General features: G+C 69.5%; 20 protein-coding genes, 1 tRNA gene and 1 pseudogene. 8 read left to right on the forward strand and 14 right to left on the reverse strand.

Features of this window, described 5'->3' with window-relative positions; all coding sequences use genetic code 11:
- Nucleotides 1–10 precede the first annotated feature (10 nt).
- The 3 genes and pseudogenes from ABS78_RS23875 to ABS78_RS01235 all read right to left on the reverse strand — a co-directional run.
- Nucleotides 11–133 (reverse strand): annotated as a pseudogene (locus ABS78_RS23875) (integrase arm-type DNA-binding domain-containing protein); the annotation flags it as partial.
- A gap of 240 nt (nucleotides 134–373) precedes the next feature.
- A complete protein-coding gene (locus ABS78_RS01230; RefSeq protein ID WP_293374073.1) occupies nucleotides 374–1,597 on the reverse strand; it encodes an acyl-CoA dehydrogenase family protein in 1,224 nt (407 codons plus the stop codon).
- A 4-nt stretch (nucleotides 1,598–1,601) separates the two neighbouring features.
- Nucleotides 1,602–1,895 (reverse strand): putative quinol monooxygenase, encoded by a 294-nt coding sequence (locus tag ABS78_RS01235; RefSeq protein ID WP_293374075.1) that lies wholly within the window; start codon nucleotides 1,893–1,895, stop codon nucleotides 1,602–1,604.
- Nucleotides 1,896–2,061: 166 nt separating this feature from the next.
- Here ABS78_RS01235 and ABS78_RS01240 point away from each other — a divergent pair, with 166 nt between their 5' ends.
- Both ABS78_RS01240 and ABS78_RS01245 read left to right on the forward strand, forming a co-directional pair.
- Nucleotides 2,062–2,856: an SDR family NAD(P)-dependent oxidoreductase gene (locus ABS78_RS01240; protein WP_293374077.1), complete on the forward strand. Its 795-nt coding sequence runs from the start codon at nucleotides 2,062–2,064 to the stop codon at nucleotides 2,854–2,856.
- 10 nt (nucleotides 2,857–2,866) lie between these two features.
- The gene (locus ABS78_RS01245) at nucleotides 2,867–3,730 is read left to right on the forward strand and encodes an SDR family NAD(P)-dependent oxidoreductase (protein WP_293374079.1); all 864 of its coding nucleotides are present in this window, start codon (nucleotides 2,867–2,869) and stop codon (nucleotides 3,728–3,730) included.
- A 231-nt stretch (nucleotides 3,731–3,961) separates the two neighbouring features.
- On the opposite strand, the gene ABS78_RS01250 is transcribed toward ABS78_RS01245, so the two are convergent.
- The 4 genes from ABS78_RS01250 to ABS78_RS01265 are packed head-to-tail and all read right to left on the reverse strand — an operon-like array spanning nucleotide 3,962 to nucleotide 8,499.
- Nucleotides 3,962–4,252, reverse strand: coding sequence for a putative quinol monooxygenase (locus tag ABS78_RS01250; RefSeq protein ID WP_293374081.1), 291 nt, complete (start codon nucleotides 4,250–4,252; stop codon nucleotides 3,962–3,964).
- Nucleotides 4,253–4,278: 26 nt separating this feature from the next.
- Nucleotides 4,279–5,658, reverse strand: a complete 1,380-nt coding sequence (locus tag ABS78_RS01255) for an MFS transporter (RefSeq protein ID WP_293374083.1) — start codon at nucleotides 5,656–5,658, stop codon at nucleotides 4,279–4,281.
- A 6-nt stretch (nucleotides 5,659–5,664) separates the two neighbouring features.
- Complete coding sequence (locus ABS78_RS01260) at nucleotides 5,665–6,234, reverse strand: VOC family protein (RefSeq protein WP_293374085.1); 570 nt, start codon at nucleotides 6,232–6,234, stop codon at nucleotides 5,665–5,667.
- A 27-nt stretch (nucleotides 6,235–6,261) separates the two neighbouring features.
- On the reverse strand, nucleotides 6,262–8,499 hold the full coding sequence (locus ABS78_RS01265; RefSeq protein ID WP_293374087.1) for a TonB-dependent receptor: 2,238 nt from the start codon (nucleotides 8,497–8,499) through the stop codon (nucleotides 6,262–6,264).
- 175 nt (nucleotides 8,500–8,674) lie between these two features.
- On the opposite strand from ABS78_RS01265, the gene gcvA reads away from it, so the two are divergent.
- Complete coding sequence (gcvA, locus tag ABS78_RS01270; RefSeq protein ID WP_293374089.1) at nucleotides 8,675–9,598, forward strand: transcriptional regulator GcvA; 924 nt, start codon at nucleotides 8,675–8,677, stop codon at nucleotides 9,596–9,598.
- Here gcvA and wrbA read toward each other — a convergent pair.
- Entirely contained in the window at nucleotides 9,579–10,202 is a 624-nt protein-coding gene (gene wrbA, locus ABS78_RS01275) for an NAD(P)H:quinone oxidoreductase (protein ID WP_293374091.1), read from the reverse strand. The genes gcvA and wrbA overlap by 20 nt on opposite strands.
- Nucleotides 10,203–10,365: 163 nt before the next feature.
- Between wrbA and ABS78_RS01280 the strand changes: the two genes are divergently transcribed.
- From ABS78_RS01280 to ABS78_RS01290, 3 genes are all read left to right on the forward strand, one after another.
- On the forward strand, nucleotides 10,366–10,788 hold the full coding sequence (locus ABS78_RS01280; protein WP_293374093.1) for a heme-binding protein: 423 nt from the start codon (nucleotides 10,366–10,368) through the stop codon (nucleotides 10,786–10,788).
- 191 nt (nucleotides 10,789–10,979) lie between these two features.
- Complete coding sequence (locus ABS78_RS01285; protein WP_293374095.1) at nucleotides 10,980–11,639, forward strand: carboxymuconolactone decarboxylase family protein; 660 nt, start codon at nucleotides 10,980–10,982, stop codon at nucleotides 11,637–11,639.
- A gap of 10 nt (nucleotides 11,640–11,649) precedes the next feature.
- A complete protein-coding gene (locus ABS78_RS01290) occupies nucleotides 11,650–12,204 on the forward strand; it encodes a VOC family protein (protein WP_293374097.1) in 555 nt (184 codons plus the stop codon).
- Between the two features lie 24 nt (nucleotides 12,205–12,228).
- On the opposite strand, the gene ABS78_RS01295 is transcribed toward ABS78_RS01290, so the two are convergent.
- Together ABS78_RS01295 and ABS78_RS01300 are read right to left on the reverse strand one after the other, a co-directional pair.
- Nucleotides 12,229–12,852, reverse strand: coding sequence for a carboxymuconolactone decarboxylase family protein (locus ABS78_RS01295; RefSeq protein WP_293374099.1), 624 nt, complete (start codon nucleotides 12,850–12,852; stop codon nucleotides 12,229–12,231).
- 178 nt (nucleotides 12,853–13,030) lie between these two features.
- Nucleotides 13,031–13,105, reverse strand: a tRNA-Gly gene (locus ABS78_RS01300).
- Between the two features lie 109 nt (nucleotides 13,106–13,214).
- On the opposite strand from ABS78_RS01300, the gene ABS78_RS01305 reads away from it, so the two are divergent.
- Nucleotides 13,215–13,826, forward strand: coding sequence for an HD domain-containing protein (locus tag ABS78_RS01305; protein ID WP_293374101.1), 612 nt, complete (start codon nucleotides 13,215–13,217; stop codon nucleotides 13,824–13,826).
- An 18-nt stretch (nucleotides 13,827–13,844) separates the two neighbouring features.
- Here ABS78_RS01305 and ABS78_RS01310 read toward each other — a convergent pair whose 3' ends face one another.
- The 3 genes from ABS78_RS01310 to ABS78_RS01320 form a co-directional block, all read right to left on the reverse strand.
- Nucleotides 13,845–14,042, reverse strand: a complete 198-nt coding sequence (locus ABS78_RS01310) for a helix-turn-helix transcriptional regulator (protein WP_293374103.1) — start codon at nucleotides 14,040–14,042, stop codon at nucleotides 13,845–13,847.
- 88 nt (nucleotides 14,043–14,130) lie between these two features.
- A complete protein-coding gene (locus ABS78_RS01315; protein ID WP_293374105.1) occupies nucleotides 14,131–14,544 on the reverse strand; it encodes a hypothetical protein in 414 nt (137 codons plus the stop codon).
- A gap of 95 nt (nucleotides 14,545–14,639) precedes the next feature.
- A complete protein-coding gene (locus ABS78_RS01320; RefSeq protein ID WP_293374107.1) occupies nucleotides 14,640–15,677 on the reverse strand; it encodes a 2'-deoxycytidine 5'-triphosphate deaminase in 1,038 nt (345 codons plus the stop codon).
- A gap of 171 nt (nucleotides 15,678–15,848) precedes the next feature.
- Here ABS78_RS01320 and metZ point away from each other — a divergent pair, with 171 nt between their 5' ends.
- A complete protein-coding gene (gene metZ / locus ABS78_RS01325; RefSeq protein ID WP_293374109.1) occupies nucleotides 15,849–17,033 on the forward strand; it encodes an O-succinylhomoserine sulfhydrylase in 1,185 nt (394 codons plus the stop codon).
- Nucleotides 17,034–17,085: 52 nt separating this feature from the next.
- Here metZ and ABS78_RS01330 read toward each other — a convergent pair whose 3' ends face one another.
- On the reverse strand, nucleotides 17,086–17,832 hold the full coding sequence (locus ABS78_RS01330; RefSeq protein ID WP_293374111.1) for a VIT family protein: 747 nt from the start codon (nucleotides 17,830–17,832) through the stop codon (nucleotides 17,086–17,088).
- Nucleotides 17,833–18,336: the final 504 nt, after the last annotated feature.

Below are 18,336 nucleotides of genomic sequence, written 5' to 3' on the forward strand. Positions count from 1 at the left end.
CCTCCGTCAGCGCCTCCTTGACGCCGAATGCGGACGAATAGACGCCGAGCGTCACGCGCGCCTGGCGTCCTTGACGCGTGCGATAACGGAAGCTCCATGACTTCCGGCCATCGCCGGAGACGCGGAGCTCCAGTCCCTTGGCGTCCTTGTCGAGTTAGGATACCTGCCGGCCCTCGACGGGCTGAACGTCCTCGCGGAATGCGGACGAGAACTTGGCGTCGGGCATGCGAAATCTGTGACCTGGCCGTGACCAAAGGCCCGGACAGGTCACAGATCGGCGAAACTCAACGCCGGCGCATGCAAACTCCCGAAAACGCGATACTAAACATTTTCAGCCTATTAGGATCGAACTGAACGAGCCTGAAGCGGCCCCCTACAGCCCCAGCACCATCTTCGCCATGATGTTGTGCTGAATCTCGTTCGAGCCGGCGTAGATCGAGGTCTTGCGGTAGTTGAAGTAGTGCGGCGCGACCGTGGCGGCGTAGTCGGGGCCGGCGCGGAAGGTGTTGCCCCCAGGACGGAGCATGTCCCAGGTGTCCTGCACGAAGGGCTGGGCGTAGACGCCGGCGGCCTCGAGCGCGAGCTCGGTGATCGCCTGCTGCATCTGGCTGCCTTCCAGCTTCAGCATGGAGGAGACGGCGCCCATGGCGTCGCCGTTCGCGCGGCCCGCGAAGATGCGCAGCTCGGTGGCGTTCAGAGCCTCGACCTTGATCTCGACCTCGGAGAGCTTCTTGCGGAAGTCGGGGTCGCTCATCATCGCGCCGCCGCCGTCCGACCGCTCCAGGCCGGCGATCTTGCGAACCTTCTTGAGCTGGGCCTGGAGGCCCGGCGCATAGGCGTTGCCGCGCTCGAACTGGAGAAGATACTTCGCGTAGGTCCAGCCCTCGCCTTCCTTGCCGATGCGGTTGGAGACCGGCACCCGGACATTGTCGAAGAAGGTCTCGTTGATCTCCTGCTCGCCCTCGGCGGGGCCGTCGAGCGTGGGGATCGGCCGGATGGTGATGCCCGGCGTCCGCATGTCGATCAGCAGGAAGCTGATGCCCTTCTGGCGGATGTCCTCGTTCGAGGTGCGGACGAGGCAGAACATCCAGTCGGCCCACTGGGCCAGCGTGGTCCAGGTCTTGGACCCGTTCAGGACGTAGTGGTCCCCGTCGCGCTCGGCCTTCAGGGCCAGGGACGCCAGGTCGGAGCCCGAACCCGGCTCGGAATAGCCCTGGCACCACCAGACGTCGGTGCTGAGGATCTTGGGCAGATGCTGCTTCTTCTGCTCGTCGGTGCCGAAGGCCATCACCACCGGGGCGCACATCTTGAGCCCCATGTTGCTGGTGGAGGGCGCCCCGGCCAGCGCCATCTCCATGTCGAAGACGTACTTCTTGCCCAGGCTCCAGCCCGTGCCGCCGTATTCCTCGGGCCAGTCGGGCGCGATCCACCCCTTCTCGCCCAGCCGCTTCAGCCAGCGGACCTGGGAGGCCTTGTCGAGGTGGTGGTTCTTGGACTGGGCCAGCTTGGCCCGCATCTCATCGTCGAAGGCCTCGGCGATGAAGGCGCGGACCTCGTCGCGGAAGGCCAGATCCTCGGGCGAGAAGTCGAGGTTCATGGGATCACCCGATGCCGTCGAGATATTCGACTTCCGGGCGGCCGCCCAGGACGCCGCCCAGCTTGGGGCCGGCGGCCTTGAAGTAGTCGGTGCCGCCGTGGAGGGTCAGGGATTCCTGGTCCTTGTAGAGTTCCAGCACCTTGTACGTGTTGGGCTCGGTGCGGCTCTTGGTGAGCTGGTAGGCGAGGTTCCCCGGCTCGTTGGCGCGCACCTGCTTGGCGAGCTCGGTGAAGATGGCCTCGAACTCGGGGCCCTTGCCCTCTTGCACTTTGAGCGTCGCGATCACGCCGATGGTCATGCGGGTCCTCCCAACAGATGTTTGAACGGACGGTAGAGGCCTCGCCCGCCCGGAGCAAGCCCGGAGCAAGACGGATGTGCGAGGTCGCACGCAGGGTTTGGGGGGCTGGCCCTACGTCATCGGCCGGCCATGCTAAGGCCGTGGCGAACACTGGAGGAAGCAGACCATGAAACTCGACAGCTCCGTCGCCGCGATCGTCACCGGCGGCGCCTCCGGCCTGGGCCGGGCGACCGTGAAGGCGCTCCGCGACCTGGGCGTGAAGGTGGCCATCTTCGACTTCAACGCCGACACGGGCGAGGCCGCGGCCAAGGAGCTGGGCGCGCTGTTCTGCCAGGTGAACGTCATGGACGACGCCTCGGTGGACGCCGGATTCGAGAAGGCCCGCGCCGCGCACGGCCAGGAACGCATCCTGGTCAACTGCGCCGGGGGCGGCCGCGGCGGCAAGACCGTCGGCAAGAACAAGGAGACCGGCGAGGTCGTCCCGTTCAAGGTTTCGGACTTCTCCTACGTGCTCGAACTGAACACGGTGGGCACCTTCCGCTGCATCGTGAAGAGCGCGGCGGGCATGATCGCCAACCTGGAGCCCGACGAGACCGGCGACCGCGGCGCGATCGTCAACACCGGCTCGGTGGCGGCCGAGGAGGGCCAGATCGGCCAGGTGGCCTATTCGGCGGCCAAGGCGGCGATCAAGGGCATGACCCTGGTCATCGCCCGCGACCTGTCGGGCGACGGCATCCGCATCAACACCATCCTGCCGGGCATCATGGACACCCCGATGCTGGGCGGCCTGAAGACCCGCGCGCCGCAGGTCTACGCCGGCCTCGCCGCCTCGGTGACCTTCCCCAAGCGCCTGGGCCACGCCGAGGAGTATGCCGACCTGGCCGTCACCATGCTCCGCAACGGCTACCTGAACGGCGAGACCGTGCGCCTGGACGGCGCCATCCGCATGGCCCCGCGCTGAGCCGAAGGCCGTGAGCGAGCCGGACTATCGCGCCCTGCCGCCGCTGGCCGGCGGCGGGGCCTGCGTGATCACCGGGGCGGCCAGTGGCATCGGCCTGGCCGCCGCCAGGCGCTTCGCGGCCCTGGGTCTGCCCGTGGCGCTGGCCGACCTGCCGGGCGCAGCGCTCGATGCGGCGCTGGCCGACATCCGCGCCGCGGGCGGGCGGGCCGCGGCCTTCCCCACCGACGTCTCGGACCCCTTCGCCCTCACCCGCCTGAGCGAAGCGGTCTTCGATCAGTACCGGCATGTCGCCGTGCTGATGCTGAACGCGGCGGTGGGCCTCAATCCCGGCGGGACCTGGAAGAACCCCGACGCCTGGCGCCGCCTGATGTCGGTCAACCTGTGGGGCGTGGTCGGGGGCGCTCAGGCCTTTCTGCCCAGGATGGTCGAGCAGGCGAAGCCGGCCTACGTCGTCGTCACCGGTTCGAAGCAGGGGATCACCAGCCCGCCCGGCAACGCCGCCTACAACGTCTCCAAGGCCGCGGTGAAGGCGTTCGCCGAGGCCATGCAGCATGAATTGCGCAACCTCGAAGGCTGCCCCGTCAGCGCCCATCTGCTGGTTCCGGGCTTCACCTACACCGGCATGACCGCAGCACGCCTGCCGCAGAAGCCGCCGGCGGCGTGGACGCCGGAACAGGTCGTGGATTTCATGCTGGAGAGCCTGGCCCGCGGCGACTTCTACATTCTCTGCCCCGACAACGACGTCGATCGCGCCACCGACGAGAAGCGGATGGCCTGGGCGATGGGCGACCTGATCGAGAACCGGCCGGCGCTCTCGCGCTGGCACCCTGACTGGAAGGCCCGCTTCGAAGCGTTCATGGCCGGCGAAGGCTGACCCGCCGGCCGGCGGAACAGGACACGCCCCAGCGCCCGCCGCCGGGACGGGCCACGGGCGGGCGAAAGCCGGGACGCCCGCCGCCGGGACGCATGGGTCGAACCCGGCGTCGCGTGTCGGGGCGCAACGACGCCGGGTCCCTCCCCGCCCGGAGACGGCGGCCCGCTCCCGGCCGACTTCGGTGAGGTCGGAGTTCGGGAGAGGCCGGTTTCCTGTCGACGGGATCGTGCGTCAGACCGCGTCGTAGAACTCCAGGACGGTCGGCGCCGCGATCAGGGGTGCGACCTTGGGCCGGTTGGCCTTCATGTGTTCGGCCTCGCGGTGCGCGGCCAGCGCGGCCTCGTCATCGTAGATCTCCATGACGATGTAGCCGCCCGCCTTCTCGCGGTCGCGGAACAGGCGGTAGAGCTTGTTGCCCGGCTCGTTCGCCCGGACCTGCTCGGCCTGCCAGGCGAACAGCTCCTCGAACTCGGACTCCTTGCCGGGAGTTATGGAGACGCGGGCGATGAGGCCGATAGGCATGGGAATTCCTTTCAGAACGCGGAAGATCAGGGCTTCGACGGTTCGGCGTACAGTTCGGCCGCGCGCGCAAGGCTTTGGCGCAGTCCGGGGCGGCCGAGCGCCAGGATGATGACGACGATGGGCGTGATGACCGCACTGGCCGTCGCCAGCGAAAGGCCCACCGCCATCTCGTCGCGGAAGACGTAGTCCGTGAGCAGGGCCACGAGGGTCGGCCCCGACGCCACGCCCAGGATATTGGCGACGAAGAAATAGACGGCGGTGACCTGGCCCCGGAGCTGGTTGGGCGTGACGGCCTGGAGCGCGGTGATGATCAGCGAGACCGGGATGCTGGACAGGAAGGTCGAGACCGCCAGCAGGCCCAGCGCGACCCCGGCGTTCGGCGCCAGCAGCAGCGCCGAGATCAGGAACACCGCCGTGGCGCTAAGCGAGATCATCGGCAGGACGAAGTAGGTGTCGGCGACGCCTCTGGATTCCATCCACTCGGCGATGCGGCCTCCGGCGACGACACCGGCCGCGCCCATCACCGCCAGGACGCCGCCGTAGACATAGCCCACGTCCTGCGGCGCCCACTCGTGGACGCGGATGAAGAAGGACGGAACCCAGGCGACCGTGCCAAAGCCCAGCATCGAGGTGATCGCGAAGGCCGAGAAGTGGGCGACGAACATCCGCCGGTTGGCGCCCAGGAAGGCGAGCAGTTCGGAGCGGGCGGCGGTGCCCGCGCCCGTCGGCGCGGCCCGGATCACGCCGCGCCGGACCGGCTCTCGGACGAACAGCATGGGAACCAGCGCCAGGAGCCCGCCCAGCCCCACGATCACGAACGTCATCTGCCAGGGCCGCAACGGCGGCAGGCCCGGGAGGTCCAGCGGCGGCAAGCCGGCGACGATGTGGATGGCGAGCCCTCCGATTACCAGCGCCAGGCCGGCGCCCGCATACTGCGCCCCGGTGTACAGACTGATGGCCCGGGCGAGCCGCTCGCGCGGGAAATAGTCGCTGATGGTGGACAGCGCCGCCGGCCCCAGCGAGGCTTCGCCGACGCCGACCGAGATACGCGCGACGAAGAGCTGGATGAAGTTCTGCGCCAACCCGCAGGCCGTCGTCGCCAGGCCCCAGAAGACCGCGCCGATCATGATGATGCGTTTGCGGTTCGACCTGTCCGCCAGCCGGCCGAACAGAAGCCCGAACAGGACGTAGAAGATCACGAACGCCGCGCCGGCCAGCAGGCTGACTTCGGTGTCGCTGAGCCGGAAGTCCTGTTTGATCGGCCCGAACAGCAGCGTGAGGATCTGCCGCTCGACATACGAGACCATGTTGAGAAGCGACAGCGCCCCCACCACGAACCAGGCGTAGGCGCGCGGAGGGAACGGGTCGATCAGGCCTCCGGTCGCCGGAGGAGACGTTGCGGTCATGCCCGCCTAGGCCATCGCGCGGCGGGGCACCGGCGTCTTGCGACCCTCGGCGTCGACGGGATCGTGCTTCACGTCGTCGGGCCGCCAGGCGCGGGTGAGCGCCGCCAGCTCCATATGGATGCCGTTCGGGTCGCGGAAATACATGGAGCGGATCCAGGTCTGCTCGGTCACCTTGTCGTTGCCGTGGGCCTCGGTGTCCTCGTGGTTCAGCACCCGAAGTTCGACCCCCTTGGCGCGCAGCCGCCGGGCGTATTCGTCGAACTTCTCGAGCGGCACGCTGATGGCCAGATGGTTCATCGAGGCGTGGGCGGTCTGCGATCCCACCGTCCGGTAGTCGGGATGCATCGAGGCCACCCCCGGCGCGGCCGCCGGCGCGTTCGGAAACCAGAAGAAGGCGACGGTGGCGCCCTCCCCACAGTCGAAGAAGAAGTGCTGGCCGCGACCGCCCGGCAGATCGAGGGTCTTCACCAGCGGCATCTCCAGGACGTTCTGGTAGAAGTCCACCGTCTCGGCCATGTCCCGGCAGACCAGGGCCACATGGTTCACGCCGCAGTACTGCATCGGCTCGTCGGACATCGCTAGCCTCCTTCCGGCCCCCTGGCCCTAGTCGAGATTCACGCGCAGTTCGAAGCCGTAGGTCCGGGGCTCGGCGAAGTACAGCTGGGTCAGCACGCCCGCCGTCGGCACCACCGACAGGCGGTGCGCCACATCGCCGAGGTTCTTGCCCCACAGCGACGCCCGCCACCGGCCCTTGGGCTCCACATAGGTGATGCTGGCGTCGAAGACGCTGTAGGCCTTCTGGTAGCCCTGGGGCGCGTTGAGGGTGTCGGTGAAGTGAGCCCCCTCGTGCGACCAGGCGACGTTGGGCGTAAGCGTCGCGCCGTTGGCCAGGTCGAAGTCGTACGACACGTCGATCCGGCTCGTGATGTCGGGCACCCGGGTCGGCTCCAGATAGCACGGTCCCTTCTGCGACCGGTCCTGCAGACCGCCGCAGGGGTTGGCCGGGGTCGCCGCGCCGCCCGACAGATTGGCCAGGAAGCTGGTGTACTTCGAGTCCAGGTAACCCACCGAGGCGCTGACCGTCAGGTTCTCGATCGGCAGGACGGTGACCTCGAACTCGACGCCGCGAGCGCGCTGGTTGGCGTTGTTCGCCACCACCTGCTCCTCGCCCGATCCGCTGGCGGCGGGCCGGAAGGTGGAGATCTGCAGGTCGCTGTAGTTGTTCCAGAACGCGGCGACGTTCACCCGCAGGCGATTGTCCCACCAGTCCGACTTCAGCCCCACCTCGAACGCCTTGGCCTTCTCGGGCTCGAACGGGCCGATGGTGGCCTGCGAGGCCGCGCGCGAGTTGAACCCGCCCGACTTGAAGCCGGTCGAATAGCTCGCATAGACCATCGCGTCGGCGTTGATCTTGTAGTTCGCGCTCAGGTGATAGGTGAAGCGCGACCAGTCCTCGGACGCCTGGAGGGCGGGGGTCGCGGCGAACAGCGGGATCGGCCGCTGGAGACGCCGTGTGAAGTCCTTCTCCTGCCAGGAATAGCGGCCGCCGGCGGTCAGGGTGAGCTGGTCTGTGACGGCGAAGTCGAACTGGGCGAAGCCACCCGCCGTCTTCTCTTTCTGCGCCGAGGCCTCATAGGTCTGGGTGGCCAGGAAGAAGATCTGGTCCGAGTCCCACTTGGTCCGCCCCACATAGGCGCCGGCCACCCACTGCAACGGGCCTTCGGTGTCGGACTCGATCCGCACCTCCTGCGACATCAGCTTGTGCCGCTTGCTGGCGGTGGTCTCGAAGAACGACAGGTCGCTGACGTCGAAGTCGCTGTACGAGAAGTTCGAACTGCGCACGATCCCGCTGACCGAGACGATCCGGAAGCCATCGCCGTCATAGGCCGCGTTCACCGTGCCGGCCCAGGTGTCCTGGAAGTCGCCGCTGGGGAAGTTGCGCATGGTCACGAAGGGGTCCGTCGGACCGCCGGGAAAGCCGAAGCCGGGGCGACCCGCACGCGACAGGGCGTCGGTGGGGAACGAGGCGTTCACGCCGCCCACCGAGTCGCTGCGATCCTTCACATAGGCGTAGCTGGCGTTGATCTCGAGCCGGTCGGTGGCGTTCCAGCGCACCGCGGCGCGGATGGCCTGGATATCGTCGCCCGCCAGCCACTTCTCCACCGTCCGCAGCCCCTGCGGGTTGAGGTAGTCGTTGCGCATGTAGCCGGATGACTTCTGCCGCGTGCCCGAAAGGCGGAACGACAGCGTCTCGCTGACCGGCATGTCCGCGGCGAAGGCGGCGTCCGCCCGTCCGAAGTTGCCGACGCGCAGCATGCCGTCGAACGAATAGGTGTTTCCGGGCTTCTTGGTGGTGATGTTCACCACGCCGCCGGTCGTGTTCTTGCCGAACAGCGTCCCCTGCGGCCCCCGCAAGAGTTCGACCTGCTGGATGTCGAAGGTGCTCTGCAGCGCGCCGATGTTGCGGGTGTAGAACACCCCGTCCACCGCGATGCCGACACTGGGGTCGATGGCCTGGTCCACGCCCTGGTAGCCGATGCCCCGCGAGTAGGCGACCGAGGCGTTGCGGTGGATGGCGCCGACGCCCTCGATGGTGAAGTTGGGCGCCGCACGGGTCAGGTCCGAGAGGTCCTGGACGAACATCTTCTCGAGCTGCGCCGAGGTGACGGCCGTCACCGCCACCGGGGTTTCCTGCAGCGACTCCGCGCGCATCCGGGCGGTCACCACCAGTTCCTCGATCGCATGGCTCTCGGACGCCTGCCCCTGGGCATGCGCCGGCATGGCGATGGCGACCGCAAGCACGGCGAATGAGGCCGACGACAGTGCTCTAGAAAGGTTCATATTCCCGCTTCCCCCTTGTTCGGCCCGGTTCGCGCCGGGCTCTGTGCGACGACGGGAAACCTAAGGGAGAGGCCGACGAACCGCCCAACCAGAAATGTTTGGACGCGAGGCAAACGGAATTTGCCGGACACACGACCCGATTGACGGGCGGCGCCCCATCATCAGGATGGCGCGCATGAAGCGACTTCCCCCGCTCACCGCGCTCCGGGCGTTCGAGGCCGTCGGACGCCTCGGCCATGTCAAGGAGGCGGCCGACGAACTCAACGTGACTCCGGCGGCGGTCAGCCACCAGATCCGGGCGCTGGAAGAACACCTCGAGGTCGAGCTGTTCTCGCGCTCGACCCGGAACCTCCAGCTCACGCGCTGCGGGTCCGACTTCCTGTCGGCGGTGAGCGGGGCCTTCGAAATGCTGAAGGAGGGCGCCGACCGCCTCTCGCGCGAGACGGGGCGTCAGCGACTGGTGGTCAACAGCCTGCCCACCTTCGCCAGCAACTTCCTGGTGCCCCGCCTGCTCCAGTTCCACAACGCCCATCCCGACCTCGAGATGGAGATCAACACCAGCGTCCGCTTCGGCGATCCGGGCGAGCTCAAGAACGTCGGCGCCGACATCGCCATCCGCGCGGGCCTGCACGAGGGCGCCTGGCCCGGCATGGTGGCCGAACGCCTGGTGCCGGAGGTCATGTTCCCGGTCTGCGCGCCAGGGCTGCTTCAGGCCAGCGGCCCCCTGGCCTCGCCGGCCGACCTGGCGAGCCAGACCCTGCTGATCGTCTCCCGTACGCCCGAAGGCTGGCCCGACTGGCTGGATGCGGCCCGAAGCCAGGGACTGGACACGACGGGCGTGGATTCGAACCATGGCCTGCGGTTCGACACCATCCAACTGGCCATGACCGCGGCCATCGAGGGGCTGGGCGTGGTGATCGGCCGCCGCCCGCTGGTGGACGCCTACCTGGACTCGGGACTTCTGGTCGCGCCGTTCGACCTCGAGATCACCAGCAAGATCGCCTATTGGCTGGTCTATCCGCCGCGCATGGCCCAGACCGAACGCCTGCGCGCCTTCCGCGACTGGCTGCGGACGGAACTCAGCCTGCCGCAGACCTAGCCGCCGCCAGCGCGGCGGCGATCCGGGCCACGCGCCGCCCCTGAAGTTCGGCGACCTTGAGGTCGTCGGCGGTCGGCGGGTCCTTCTTCGCCCCGTGCGAGACCGAAGAGGCGCCGTAGGGCGTGCCGGCGACGAGGTTCGTCGGATCTCCGTAGCCGTTGGGCACGATCACCAGACCCAGGTGGGCCAGGGTGGGATAGACGGACAGCAGGGTCGCCTCGGTGCCGCCGTGCGGCGTGGACGTCGAGGTGAACGCGGCGCCCGCGCGGTCCTTCAGCGCCCCCGACAACCAGAGCGGACCCAGGGTGTCGACCCAGGCGCGCAGTTCCGAGGCCGGCGCGCCGAACCGGGTGGGCGCGCCCAGGATCAGGCCGTCGGCCCATTGGGCGTCCTCGATCGTCGGCTCGGGATAGAGCGCGTTCATCCGCTCGGCCGTCTCGGCCCAGCCGGGCACGCGGGCCATGATGTCGGACCCGACCAGCTCCCGGGCGCGCCGCAGCCGCACCTCGGCGCCCTCGGCCTCCGCGCCCCCGGCGATCGCGCGGGCCAGCGCCTCGACCGAACCGTTGCGCGAGTAGAATGCGATCAGGATGCGGCAGCTCATGTTTCCCCCAGGCTCGCCCCATGTTTTGCGGGGACGATGGCATGGGCGCCGCGACGTCCGCCCCCAAAATTATTCAGCCGAACGGCGAATCTTTTTGACCGGGAGCCCCCGCGCAAATCCGCTAGAGCGGCCGGACGACACCATGACGGAGGAGGCGCCGGAGATGGCGGTGAAAGTTGTGACCAAGGCCTCGATCACGGCCGAGGCGGCCCAGGCCCTGGTGGCGGCGGCCGAGGCCAAGGCGCGGGAGATCGGCGTGCCGATGTGCATCGCCGTGGTGGACGAATCTGGGGTGCTGAAGGCGTTCTCCCGCATGGACGGCGCCGCGCTGCTCAGTGTCGGCATCGCCCAGGACAAGGCCTACACCGCCGTCTCGTTCGGCATCCCGACCCACGGCTGGCACGACTTCATCAAGGACGATCCGCCCCTGCTCCACGGCATCGTCCACACGCCCCGGCTCGTCGTCTTCGGCGGCGGCTATCCAGTCCAGCACGAGGGCGCCGTGGTGGGGGGCATCGGCGTCAGCGGCGGCCACTACCACCAGGACATGCAGGTGGCCGAAGCCGCGCTGGCCACGGTCGCCTGAAGGCTCCGAAGCCACGCAAGGCTCTGACAAATCAGGCTTGTCGGTCGGGCGAATTCTTCTCGCTACAGACGTCCGAAGCCCGCGTGCTACTCGAATCCGCCTAGCGTCGACCTCCAGGGTCAGCCGTTTCGGACGCTATCCGCCCCACGCTCGGACAGTTGGGGCGGAGCGTTGGTGTCGGAGAGTTCGGAATGCCTCGTACAAGGCCCGTGTCGCGCGACGAGGCGCCGCCGGAGATCGCGGATATCTATGACGCCTGGTTCGGGCCGGGCCGTGATCCGGTCGCCGAGCCGGGCACCGCCACGGGAACGCCCGGCGACTGGTGGACCACCTGGGCGCGTGCGCCCGACGTGCTGCGGGCGATGCGGGCCTATCCCTACCGCGAGGCGCCGGTCGATCCGCGCCTGCGCGAGGTGGCGCTGATGCGCGCGGGCTATGCGCGCGCCAGTCAGTTCGTCTTCTCCCAACACTGCAAAGCCGCCCGGCGTGAGGGCGTCGACGAGGCGAAGATCGCCGCGGTGCCCTGCTGGACGCTGGCCGACGGCGTGTTCTCGCCGGTCGAGCGTGCGGTGCTGGCCTATGTGGACGGCATGATGCTGGAGGCGGGTCGCGTGCACGATCGCGTGTTCGCTGCGCTGAGAGATCACCTCAGCGACGAGGAGATCCTCGTCCTCACCTATCTCGTGAACCTCTACGGGATGCACGCCATCTCGTCGAAGGCGCTGCGCATGGAGTACGACAACGTCCCCGAGCGCATCGTGGAGATCCCCGCACCGGAAGACGGGGGCGTTCAAGACTGGCGCGATCCGAAATGGAGCGGCCCCGCCGCTTCGGCGGCCGCGTCGCCTTAGGGAGGCGAAAATGCCCGAGAGCAACCGAGCCGGCTTCGAGTTCCGGGGGATCAACCACCTGGCCCTCGTCTGCCGCAACATGGCCAGGACGGTCGAGTTCTATCAGGACATCCTGGGGATGCCGCTGATCAAGACGCTGAACCTGCCGGACGGAAAGGGCCAGCACTTCTTCTTCGACGCGGGGAACGACACCTCCATCGCCTTCTTCTGGTTTCCCGAAGCGCCCGAGGCGCAGCCGGGCGTCGTCCAGGCCAGCCGCGGCGGCGGCGTCTCGGCCCACGGCTCGATGAACCACCTGGCCATCGACGTGGCGCCCGAGCACCTCGAACTCTACCGCCAGCGCCTCGTCGACGCCGGGATCGAGGTGACCCCGATCGTGAACCACGACGACTCGCCGCGGACGATCAGCCCCGAGGTCAATGCGACCACCTTCGTGCGGTCGATCTACTTCCACGACCCCGACGGCATCCGGCTGGAACTCGCCGCCTGGGCGCGGCCCTTCACCCCGGAAGACGCCGCCGCCCCGGCGGTCGATGTGGACCACCGGGAAGCCGAGACCGCCTGACAATCGCCCGGCGGACGCCCGTTCTCAGGCCGGCGTCCGCCAGTCCTGCACGCGGGGCGTCTCGGGGGCCGGAATCTCGACCACCCGCTCGGCCACGTCGTCGTACTCCAGCCGGAGCGCCTTGGTGGAGGTGGCGTGCAGGGCGTACATGTTGACGAAGTAGGTCAGCATCAGAAGATGCTCGTCGCTGATTTCCGCGCGAAGCCTCTCCACCACCCTGTCGTGGATTCGCCCGCCCTCCAGGATCATGCCGTCCACGAACGCCAGGGCGGCGCGCTCGACGGGCGAAAAGACGCCGTCGGCCACGGTCCAGTAGGGCACCGCCTCGATCTTGGCCTCCTCCAGCCCCACGCGTCGCGCGGCCTTGCAGTGCTGGGAGAAGACGAAGCGGCTGCCGCGGGCGTAGCCGGTCCGCAGGATCGCCAGCTCGCGCAGCTTCGGGTCCAGGCTGGCCTCCGCCATGGGGAAGGCGCTGAAGGCCTTCAGAATTCCGGGGACGTTCGCCCAGGCCGTCCACCAGTTCCCCGGCGTGCCGCTGACCGTCCCGGGGTCGGAGACGGGATCCCGCTCGGGGCCGAACACCTGGTCGTAGAGATGGACGACGTCGGCGCTCACGTCCGCGCGCGATACAAGCTCAACCCTCGGCATGGCCGGACCCTCCCCGCGGGGCGCGCCGACCGCACGCCCTCTCCGATCCCCCACGCTAGGAAGCCGCGCCCGCGAACGGCAAAGCAGAAATACTTGCCCGTCCGGCAAATTGGTTTGGCTCCGGACCCGGACGTCGCCGACGTCCTACCCGCGGAGGCCTCGAACCGGACCTGGAGAATGGAGCGGGTGAGGGGAATCGAACCCCTGACATTCAGCTTGGGAAGCTGACGTTCTACCTCTGAACTACACCCGCGCGCGGCGGCCTTCATAGCGGCGCCGGCCGCGCGGGCCAAGGCTTTGAATTGACCTCCCCGCCCGTTTGGCCGCACCTTCGGGGCGACCAGACATCGGAGGAGACGGCCATGGCCGACGGAACGGCGCATTCGCAGAAGGAAGCCCAGGAGCGGGCGACCTTCACCGCCATGACCGACGGGACCGAGGCCGACTGGGCCGCCATCGCGCGGGCCGGCCAGGCGCACCGGGGCGAACACGTCGACCGGATCCTCAGCCACATGAAGCTGCTCGACAACGACTACGGCGGCTTCAACGTGGACCGCCTCGAGCATTCGCTGCAGACGGCGACGCGGGCGTTCCGCGCCGGGCAGGACGAGGAGTATGTGGTCTGCGCCCTGCTGCACGACATCGGCGACATCCTGCTGCCGGCCAGCCACGCCGAGCTGGGGGCGGCGATCCTGAAGCCGTACATCTCGGAGCAGAACCACTGGATGCTGGAGAAGCACGGCATCTTCCAGGGTTACTACTTCTTCCAGCACCTCGGCCTGGACCGCGACATGCGCGACGCCTGGCGGGACCATCCGTGGTTCGAGTACACGGCCCAGTTCTGCCATCTCTACGACCAGAATTCGTTCGACCCCGCCTACGACTCCATGCCGCTGGAGGCCTTCGAGCCGATGATGCGGCGGGTGATGGATCGGCCGAAGCATTCGATCTACATGCGCGAGAAGGCTGCCTGAGCCTTTCGAGGCGGCCGGTCAGGCCGCCTCGTCCTGGAAGATGTCCTCGATCGGCAGGCCGAACAGCCGGGCGATCCTGAACGCCAGGGGCAGGCTGGGATCGTACTTGCCGGTCTCCAGCGCATTGACGCTCTGACGCGACACTCCGAGTCGCTCGGCGAGGTCGGCCTGGCTCCAGTCGCGCTCGGCGCGCAGCACCTTCAGACGGTTCCTCATGCGGCCACCAGCAGGGCGAGGCCCCCGAGGCAGAAGAGCGCGACGACGCCGGCCGCCAGCGCGGAGGTGAGCGGGGACGCCAGCAGGCTCATCGACGGCTCCCCCACCACCAGGCCCAGGCGACCAGGAAGCCCAGCATTTGAGCCGCTACGACGACGCCCGCGCCGTAGGCCAGCAGGTCGGGGCGGCTGGCGTCGGCCGGCAGCATGGCCGCCACGCCCAGCGGCTCGAACACGAGGGCGAACGCGCCCACGCCCATGCCGATGGAGCCGCCCCAATACCACGCCCACTTCTGGGCCTCGCGGGCCGCCTCGTCGAGGCTGCGCCAATAGCCGCCCACCAGCCAGGCCGCGCCGACGGCCCAGAGCAGGAAGAGGGCCAGCAGTCCCGCGGGCTCCAGGTGGTAGCCGGCCCCACGGAGCCCCGTGATGGCGCCCGCAAGAAACAGGCCGGCGGCCATCCCCACGGCGAACCGCGCCCAGGCCGATCGAAACAACGTCATGAAAGGTCTCCTTGTCTTGAAGTCAAGGAAACACGACATGAAAAGCCATGTCAAGTGTGCTGGACAAAAAGTCTGCGAAACATGTCTTTCAGGCCTCAGCCGGCCCAGACGCGGAAGTGCTTGGAGAGCTTGAGGCCCTGGCGCTGGTAGTGGGATCCGCTCTCGCCGTAGAGTCGGGTCGGGCGCTCGGTCAGGGGCTCGTAGACGAGGCGGGCGACGGTCTGGCCGTCCTCCAGGATGAAGGGCGTCTCGTGGCTGCGGACCTCGAGCACGCCGCGCGAACCCTTGCCGTGGGCCTCGTCCGTGCCGAAGCCGGGGTCGAAGAAGCCCGCATAGTGGACGCGGAACTCGCCCACCGACGGGTCGATGGGCGTCATCTCGGCCGCCTCCAGCACCGGGATCTCCACCGCCTCCTTGGAGGCCAGGATGTAGAACTCGCCGGGGTCCAGCAGGAGCTGGCCGTTGCGGGGGACCAGCGGCTCCCAGAAGTCGCGCGGGTCGTGGCCGTCCTCGTGGTCCAAGTCGACGACGCCGGCGTGGCGGCGGCCGCGGAAGCCGGCCACCTCGCCCGTCAGGTCGACGCCGACGCTTTCGGTCCGCAGGCGCGGCGGCGCGCCGGCCTTGAGGCGGAGCTGGTTCAGCCGCGTGCCGGAACGCACCAGCACCGAGAAGGTCTGGGGCGCCACCTCCATGTAGAGCGGCCCCTCGTAGCCCTCGTCGACGTCGTCGAAGGCGTCGCCGAAGTCGGTGATGACGCGCACGAACACGTCCACGCGGCCGGTGGAGCTCTTGGGGTTGGCGCGGGCCGAGATCCCCTTCGGCAGCTTGAGCCGCTCCTGAAGCTCGACGATGTAGACGCAGCCGCGCTCCAGCACCGCGCCGCCGCCGGTGAGGTCCAGCTCGTGCATGGCCACCTCGGCGAGACGCTGGCGCACCGTGCCGCGGCGGGGCAGGAAGCTGGCCCGCACGCGCCACGCGCGGCCGGCCAGGCGCAGGTCGAGGCTGGCCGGCTGGACCTGATCGTCGTCGAACGGCGTGGCCGACGTGATCGCGCCGCCGGCGATCAGGGCTTCGATGGACTGGCAGGGCAGGATGCCCGGGGCGCTGAGATCGCTCGTGCGGGGGTCGCTCATGGGCGATGAAGCCTTAGCGCAGAACAGCGGCGTGGCAAGGCTTGAGCGCGAACAGTGCAAGACCGCCTAGGCGAAGGGTCGGGGGAAGTCGGGCCGCCCGTGGGAAAGCGGCCCTTGACGCGGGTGCGGCGCCCGGCGTTCAAGGCGCAGTTCTTCGGATGGAGCCCTCGGATGGCGGAAGACCCCCGCGACTGGCAGATCGAGACGCGCGCGGTGCGCGGGGGGCTCGCGCGCACGCCCTACGGCGAGATCTCGGAAGCCCTGTTCCTGAACCAGAGCTTCGCCTACGACAGCGCAGCGGCCGCCGACGCGCGGTTCGCGGGCGAGGCGCCGGGCTTCATCTACCAGCGCTTCGGCAACCCCACGACCCAGATGTTCGAGGACCGGCTGGCGCTGCTGGAAGGCGCCGAGGCGTGCCGGGCCACGGCCTCGGGCATGGCGGCGGTCCACCTGTCGCTGATGGGCCTGGTGCGGGCGGGCGACCACATCGTGGCGGGCCGGGCCCTCTTCGGCTCGTGCCGCTGGATCCTCTCGGAGTGGATGCCGCGCTTCGGCGTCGAGACCACCTATGTGGACGCCACCGACCTGGAGGCGTGGAAGACCGCGGTCCGGCCCAACACCAAGGTGTTCCTGGTGGAGAGCCCGGCCAACCCGCTGCTGGAGGTCACGGCCATCGGCGCGGTGGCCGACATCGCGCACGCGGCCGGCGCGAAGCTGGTGGTGGACAACGTGTTCGCCACGCCGATCTTCCAGAAGCCGCTGGCCCTGGGCGCCGACATCGTCGTCTATTCGGCCACCAAGCACATCGACGGCCAGGGCCGGGTGCTGGGCGGGGCGATCCTGGGCCAGGCCGAACTGATGACCGAGGCCTACAAGGACATCGCCCGCCACTGCGGCCCGGCGCTTTCGCCGTTCAACGCCTGGGTGCTGCTGAAGGGGCTGGAGACGCTGGAGCTGCGGGTGCGGCGCCAGACCGAGAACGCCGGCCGGGTGGCCGACGCCATCGCCGCCCATTCCAAGGCGAAGCAGACGATCTATCCGGGGCGGCCCGACCACCCGCAGGCGGCGGTGATCGCCAACCAGATGACCGGCGGCGGCAACGTCGTGGCCTTCGACCTGGGCAGCCGCGAAGCCGCCTGGCGGTTCCTGGACGCGCTCCAGATCGTGGACATCTCGAACAACCTGGGCGACGCCAAGTCGATGGCCACGCACCCGTCGACCACCACCCACCGCTCGATGCCCGAAGAGGAGCGCGTCGCCATCGGCCTGACCCAGGGCTGGGTGCGGATGAGCGTGGGCCTGGAAGGTTCGGGCGACCTGATCCGCGACGTCAGCCGGGCGCTGGACGCGGCGTGAGGCGCACTGGGCTTCGCGCCTCCCCCGCCGGGAGAGGAGGGCGGAAGGTCAACTAACCGGCCACGCCGAAGAGGGCGCCGACGCCGGCGCTGGCGGCCAGGGCCAGGACGCCCCAGAATGTGACCCGCGCGGTCGCCCGCCCGGGCTTCGCGCCGCCGAGGTGCGCGCCCAGGGCGCCCAGACCGGCCAGGAACACGACGGTCGAGGCCGAGACCAGCCCCACCATCGTTGCGGGCGGCGCAAGCGCGGGCGCGGCCGCGGCCACGATCAGCGGCAGGACGGCGCCGGCGGTGAACGAGCCGGCCGAGGCCGCGGCCGCCTGGATCGGCCGGGCCACGGTCGACTCCATGATGCCCAGTTCGTCCCGGGCGTGGGCGGCCAGGGCGTCCTTGGCCGAGAGCTGGGCGGCCACCTGGCGCGCCAGGCCGGGATCGAGGCCGCGCGCCACATAGATGGCGGCCAGCTCCTCCAGTTCGTAGGCGGGATCCGAGGCCAGCTCGGCGCGCTCGCGGGCCAGGTCGGCGCGCTCGGCGTCGGCCTGGGAGCTGACCGAGACATACTCCCCGGCGGCCATCGAGAACGCGCCGGCCACCAGGCCCGCGGCGCCCGCGATCAGCACATCGCTCCGTCCCTGGGCGGCGGCGGCCACGCCGGTGACCAGGGCCGCGGTCGAGATCAGGCCGTCGTTCGCGCCCAGGATCGCGGCGCGCAGCCACCCCACCCGCTCGGTCCCGTGCCGCTCCACATGCCGCTTGGCCACGCGCGCGCCCTCCCCGTCCTGGGACAGGGGTAGCCCCATCGGGGGCGGCCCTCAAGCTTGGGGGCCGGAGACAGGGGGGCGGAGACAGGGGCCGGAGACAGGGGGCCGCGGCGAGCACGACCAGCGCCCCTCCCCTTGCGGGTCGGGGGGCGCGGAGGCTCGGCGCTCAACGCCCCCACGGGGCTCAGCGCGGGGCGGGCCTCAGCGGCGGGGCGGGCCTCAGCGGCGGGGCGGGCCGGTGGATCGGGGGGCGCCTGGCCGGAAGCCTGGGGAGAGCGCCGGAAGGCCCGATCCGCCGGGCGGACGGGGCGACAGGGTGAGGGCTGCGGTTCCGCCGGAGAGGCGGGCGCGCAGCGCGCCGCCGGGAGACGGCGGGGTCGAAGGCGAATGCGATCGGGACGTTGATGGCCCGGATGTCGATGGCCCGGATGTCGATGGTCCGGGCGTCGGCCGGGACGGCGCGCCGAGCCGGTCGAGCAGCTCGCGCAGGCCCGGAAGCTCGGCGGCGCCGGGCGTCAGCGTCCCGGCGTCGTCGGCGACGCG

The sequence above is a fragment of the Phenylobacterium sp. SCN 70-31 genome, from assembly GCF_001724605.1.
In the GTDB taxonomy this organism is placed as follows: domain Bacteria; phylum Pseudomonadota; class Alphaproteobacteria; order Caulobacterales; family Caulobacteraceae; genus Phenylobacterium.

Excerpts from the sequence above, each read along its gene's own strand:
- metZ (WP_293374109.1), top strand. The coding sequence starts at position 15,849 with ATGGCGGAAGACCCCCGCGACTGGCAGATCGAGACGCGCGCGGTGCGC.
- gcvA (WP_293374089.1), top strand. The coding sequence starts at position 8,675 with ATGAAGCGACTTCCCCCGCTCACCGCGCTCCGGGCGTTCGAGGCCGTC.
- ABS78_RS01250 (WP_293374081.1), bottom strand. The coding sequence starts at position 4,252 with ATGCCTATCGGCCTCATCGCCCGCGTCTCCATAACTCCCGGCAAGGAG.
- ABS78_RS01330 (WP_293374111.1), bottom strand. The coding sequence starts at position 17,832 with ATGGGGCTACCCCTGTCCCAGGACGGGGAGGGCGCGCGCGTGGCCAAG.
- ABS78_RS01255 (WP_293374083.1), bottom strand. The coding sequence starts at position 5,658 with ATGACCGCAACGTCTCCTCCGGCGACCGGAGGCCTGATCGACCCGTTC.
- ABS78_RS01320 (WP_293374107.1), bottom strand. The coding sequence starts at position 15,677 with ATGAGCGACCCCCGCACGAGCGATCTCAGCGCCCCGGGCATCCTGCCC.
- ABS78_RS01305 (WP_293374101.1), top strand. The coding sequence starts at position 13,215 with ATGGCCGACGGAACGGCGCATTCGCAGAAGGAAGCCCAGGAGCGGGCG.
- wrbA (WP_293374091.1), bottom strand. The coding sequence starts at position 10,202 with ATGAGCTGCCGCATCCTGATCGCATTCTACTCGCGCAACGGTTCGGTC.
- ABS78_RS01280 (WP_293374093.1), top strand. The coding sequence starts at position 10,366 with ATGGCGGTGAAAGTTGTGACCAAGGCCTCGATCACGGCCGAGGCGGCC.
- ABS78_RS01295 (WP_293374099.1), bottom strand. The coding sequence starts at position 12,852 with ATGCCGAGGGTTGAGCTTGTATCGCGCGCGGACGTGAGCGCCGACGTC.
- ABS78_RS01315 (WP_293374105.1), bottom strand. The coding sequence starts at position 14,544 with ATGACGTTGTTTCGATCGGCCTGGGCGCGGTTCGCCGTGGGGATGGCC.
- ABS78_RS01260 (WP_293374085.1), bottom strand. The coding sequence starts at position 6,234 with ATGTCCGACGAGCCGATGCAGTACTGCGGCGTGAACCATGTGGCCCTG.
- ABS78_RS01285 (WP_293374095.1), top strand. The coding sequence starts at position 10,980 with ATGCCTCGTACAAGGCCCGTGTCGCGCGACGAGGCGCCGCCGGAGATC.
- ABS78_RS01290 (WP_293374097.1), top strand. The coding sequence starts at position 11,650 with ATGCCCGAGAGCAACCGAGCCGGCTTCGAGTTCCGGGGGATCAACCAC.
- ABS78_RS01310 (WP_293374103.1), bottom strand. The coding sequence starts at position 14,042 with ATGAGGAACCGTCTGAAGGTGCTGCGCGCCGAGCGCGACTGGAGCCAG.
- ABS78_RS01235 (WP_293374075.1), bottom strand. The coding sequence starts at position 1,895 with ATGACCATCGGCGTGATCGCGACGCTCAAAGTGCAAGAGGGCAAGGGC.
- ABS78_RS01265 (WP_293374087.1), bottom strand. The coding sequence starts at position 8,499 with ATGAACCTTTCTAGAGCACTGTCGTCGGCCTCATTCGCCGTGCTTGCG.
- ABS78_RS01240 (WP_293374077.1), top strand. The coding sequence starts at position 2,062 with ATGAAACTCGACAGCTCCGTCGCCGCGATCGTCACCGGCGGCGCCTCC.
- ABS78_RS01230 (WP_293374073.1), bottom strand. The coding sequence starts at position 1,597 with ATGAACCTCGACTTCTCGCCCGAGGATCTGGCCTTCCGCGACGAGGTC.